A 4504-nucleotide genomic window follows, 5' to 3' on the forward strand; every position below is an offset into this window, starting at 1 on the left:
ACAGCTTGAAACCATTTATTGCAGAAGCAAACTAACATCCCACACCGGCCAGAATACCCAATCTCATTGCTTTGAAAAAAACACTTGGAAAACCGCCCAGAGACTGTTTAAAATAATAAACACTATCCCTAAACGTAAGCAAAGAGACCGATGCAATGCTAAATTGTGACATTTCAGCACGAAAAAACGAGGCCATTTCCCAAGGGATTGGCATGATGACTCAGATCTATGCTGATCGCGCCCAAAACTCCGAAATATGGGACGTTGAGGGAAACCGCTATATCGATTTTTCGTCAGGGATCGCTGTCCTTAACACTGGCCACCGCCATCCCAAAGTAATTGCTGCTGTGAAAGAGCAATTGGATAAGTTTACGCACACATGTCATCAAGTTTTGCCCTACGAAAACTATGTTCGGCTTGCCGAACGGCTCAATGCTATTGTGCCGGGCAACTTTGAAAAGAAGACAGTGTTTGTTTCAACTGGTGCTGAAGCCGTAGAAAACGCCGTAAAAATTGCCAGAGCATCAACTGGTCGAAATGCAATCATTGCCTTTTCAGGTGGCTTTCATGGGCGCACATTCATGGGGATGTCACTGACCGGCAAAGTTGCCCCTTATAAGCTGGGCTTTGGGTCAATGTTGAATGACATATTTCACGCTCCATTCCCGGTGCCATTGCACGGCGTAACGGTTGAAGATTCACTAGCAGCAATCGAAACGCTATTTAAAGCTGATGTTGACCCATCAAGGGTTGCAGCGATCATCCTTGAACCCATTCAAGGCGAAGGTGGCTTTTATGAAGCGCCGCCCGCATTCTTGGAAAAACTACGTGAACTTTGTGATCGTCACGGCATTCTGCTTATTGCTGACGAGGTGCAAACCGGGTTTGCCCGTACCGGCAAAATGTTTGCTATGAACCATCACGCGGTTGCAGCAGATATTACCACGATGGCCAAAAGCTTGGCCGGAGGGTTCCCTCTGGCAGCCGTTACAGGTCGAAAAGAAATTATGGACGCACCAAAGCCTGGGGGCTTAGGCGGAACATATGGTGGCAACCCATTAGGCATCGCAGCCGCGCATGCGGTATTGGACGTTATAGAGGACGAACAATTGTGCGAGCGCGCGAACTCTTTGGGCAAAAAGCTTAAGCAGCGCTTGGAAAAATTACGAAACGCCGTACCTGAAATGGTAGACATCCGTGGGCCGGGCTTCATGAACGCAGTCGAATTCAATGACGTCAAGACCGGACTGCCCAGCGCCGAATTTGCAAATGCGGTTCGTATGAATGCCCAAAAACAGGGCCTGATCCTTCTTACGTGCGGCGTCCATGGAAACGTCATCCGGTTCCTCGCGCCAATTACAATTCAAGATGAAGTGTTCAATGAAGCGCTCGATATTTTGGAAAACGCCATGCAACATGCCTCTTCTGAAGCGGGGAAAAAATAATGTCTGTAAAAACATCACTTTCAAACCGTCTTAAAGACCGCTCTCTGCTCACCGATAAAGCGACAATCGCTGGCAAATGGGTTTCCAAGGCATCGTCTGGCAAAACTTTTGACGTCACCAACCCTTCAACTGGAGAGGTAATTGTTACTTTGCCAGACATGGGTGTCGAGGAGACAAAGTCCGCGATTGATGCCGCTTTTGTTGCGCAGAAATCATGGGCAGCTAAGACTGGTAAAGAGCGTTCAGCCATATTGCGCAAATGGTACGATCTATTGGTTGAAAATGCAGATGACTTGGCAGCCATTTTAACAGCAGAAATGGGCAAACCGGTTGCAGAGGCAAAAGGCGAAATTCTTTACGGCGCCAGCTATATCGAATGGTTCTCAGAAGAAGCAAAGCGTGTTTATGGCGACATCATCCCAGGACATCAACCCGACAAACGAATAGTGGTCATCAAACAACCTGTCGGTGTCGTCGCGTCCATAACGCCTTGGAATTTTCCTAATGCAATGATCGCCCGAAAAGTAGCCCCCGCTCTGGCTGTTGGATGCGCATTCGTTGCAAAGCCTGCAAAGCAAACGCCCCTTTCAGCTTTGGCACTGGCCATTCTTGCTGAGCGAGCAGGCCTACCAGAAGGCTTATTGAGCGTCATTACATCCTCATCCAGTGCTGCAATTGGCGAAGAATTCTGCTCAAACCCCAAAGTGCGCAAACTAACGTTCACTGGGTCAACTGAAGTTGGTCGGATCCTGATGAAGCAGTCCGCTGACCAAATCATGAAAACCTCCATGGAACTTGGCGGCAATGCCCCATTTATCGTGTTCGATGACGCGGATCTGGACGCGGCGGTCGAAGGGGCGATGATTTCAAAATTCCGCAACAACGGTCAGACTTGCGTGTGTGCAAATCGGATTTACGTGCAAGCCGGGGTCTATGACGCCTTTGCCGAAAAACTGGTTGTCGCGGTTAATGCGATGAAAATTGGTGACGGCTTTGATGACGGCGTCACCGCTGGCCCACTTATCGACAGTGCTGCGGTTGCAAAAGTGGAAGAACATGTCGCAGACGCACATGCAAAAGGCGCAAAGCTTTTGACCGGCGGCAAACGCAGCGCGCGTGGCGGAACATTTTTCGAACCAACGGTTTTTGCAAATGTGACGCGTGAAATGGCAGTGGCTTCACAAGAAACCTTTGGCCCCGTTGCCCCCTTGTTCAAATTTGAGACTGTTGACGAGGTTATCGAGCAAGCCAACGACACCATTTTTGGATTAGCTTCATACTTTTATGCAAAGGACCTATCAAAGGTCTGGAAAGTCGCAGAAGCGCTAGAATACGGCATGGTCGGTGTGAACACAGGGCTTATTTCAACGGAGCTCGCACCATTTGGTGGCGTCAAACAGTCAGGCCAAGGGCGCGAAGGCTCAAAATATGGCATCGATGACTATTTGGAAATGAAATACGTTTGTCTGGGTGGCATTTCCTAATTACGTCAGGAAAGACCAATCACTAGAATGAGGGCGGTGTACAGGCGCTAACGATAACGCATTCGTCATCGCCAGTATTTTTGAAACGATGCGGTAATCTGCTGTCAAAAATATAGGCATCGCCCTTTTTCAAAGTCTTTGTTTGTTCGCCGATCGTGATCTCAATTTCACCCGAAATCACAATTCCGGCCTCTTCCGCCTCATGGCTGTACATTTCGGTCCCTGTGTCAGATCCCGGTGCATAGGTCTCGTGCAACATTTGCAAAGAGTGCTTTGACGCGTCCCCCACTTGCCGAAGAGAAACGAGTGAGTTGGAAGCATTGTCGACACGAAAGACCCGAACGGGGTTGATTTCACGCAGCTGGCTTTCCTCAAAGAAAACCTCTTCACTGCCTGGATACTCCAAGCTGAAAAACTCGGAAAACGTCATGGGTATGGCGTCTAATATCCTTTTGAGAGAGGCGACAGATGGGCTGGTTTGGCCCTGCTCAATCATTGAAATCAAACCATTGGTGACACCGGCCATTTTTGCGAGTTTGCGCTGAGACAAGCCATTTGACGTCCGAAGTTTTCGAAGTCGTTCACCCACTTCCATTCAATCGACTCCCAATCGTCGCTTTTGTATCAAGCCAAAACATCACATTAGCATCAAACATTTAGCAGTAAATGTGTCAACTTAGCATGTTCAACGTATCACTTGATCAATATTCTAAACACTGATAGCTTTTTTATAAGATGAGAATGTGAGGTCAAGTGGGGCCAGAATACTCGAACGACTGGATAGCTGAGGTGGCTTTGTCGCAATTGGCTCATCATCGAAGTGGGAGGCATGTTATTGATGCTTGAACTTCGCAGTTCGCGCCGACAAGGCAGAAGCATTGTGCCAACACCGCCATACATGTTGGTGAGTGAGATGCGAATTGAAAAATTGGTTTGTGAGCCTTTCGCACCTCCTAGCCAAGTGCATCACTTGAACGTGCAGGACAAACCTTAGCGCCATTCTACGGGGAGAAATCTGTCAAACTTGATACCATTTATCATCCGTTGTCATTCACTGAAGTCCGCCCAAAACAAACGGCGGTCAAATGTAAAAAGTTTTCGCTGGCGGATGGATGTCTGCAGCGTATGTTTCAAAGAAAGAAGTCTTGCTGAATGACTCCATTTGCAATTGCCGGAATACAGATGCACGTCGACGCGCTCAACTCCAATGTTGAAGGCATGCGCGAACGTTTGAATGTTTTGATGATCCGATTTCCTTGGACCCAAATGGTTTTGTTCAGTGAACTCGCCCCATTCGGCCCCCTACATAAGTTCGCTCAGCCGTTTTTAAACGACACGATCACAAAGTTCCAAGAAGACGCCAAGCGTCATAAAATCTGGCTCATTCCAGGTTCCATGTTTGAAAAAACACCGGAAGGCAAGATTTACAATACTTCAGTCGTTATAAACCCAGACGGCGAGATCGTAGCAAAATACCGTAAGATGTTTCCATTCAAGCCATATGAAGCGGATATTGAAGGTGGAACCGAGTTTTGCGTTTTCGATGTGCCGGAAATTGGCCGATTTGGCCTGTCT

The 4504-nt window shown here is 48.0% G+C and carries 4 protein-coding genes; 3 read left to right on the forward strand and 1 reads right to left on the reverse strand.

The window, feature by feature from the left end:
- Positions 1 to 155: 155 nt before the first annotated feature.
- Positions 156 to 1445, forward strand: coding sequence for a 4-aminobutyrate--2-oxoglutarate transaminase (locus Q0231_RS07905; protein WP_299346942.1), 1290 nt, complete (start codon positions 156 to 158; stop codon positions 1443 to 1445).
- Positions 1445 to 2929: an NAD-dependent succinate-semialdehyde dehydrogenase gene (locus Q0231_RS07910; RefSeq protein ID WP_299346944.1), complete on the forward strand. Its 1485-nt coding sequence runs from the start codon at positions 1445 to 1447 to the stop codon at positions 2927 to 2929. Before Q0231_RS07905 ends, Q0231_RS07910 begins: the two co-directional genes overlap by 1 nt.
- 22 nt (positions 2930 to 2951) lie before the next feature.
- Here Q0231_RS07910 and Q0231_RS07915 read toward each other — a convergent pair whose 3' ends face one another.
- Positions 2952 to 3524 (reverse strand): cupin domain-containing protein, encoded by a 573-nt coding sequence (locus Q0231_RS07915; protein ID WP_269394603.1) that lies wholly within the window; start codon positions 3522 to 3524, stop codon positions 2952 to 2954.
- A 557-nt stretch (positions 3525 to 4081) separates the two neighbouring features.
- Here Q0231_RS07915 and Q0231_RS07920 point away from each other — a divergent pair.
- Positions 4082 to 4504: carbon-nitrogen hydrolase family protein (locus Q0231_RS07920; RefSeq protein WP_299346946.1), on the forward strand; the 423-nt coding region annotated here is incomplete at its 3' end.

Origin of the sequence: uncultured Maritalea sp. (genome assembly GCF_937139385.1) — a bacterium.
Classification (GTDB): domain Bacteria; phylum Pseudomonadota; class Alphaproteobacteria; order Rhizobiales; family Devosiaceae; genus Maritalea; species Maritalea porphyrae_A.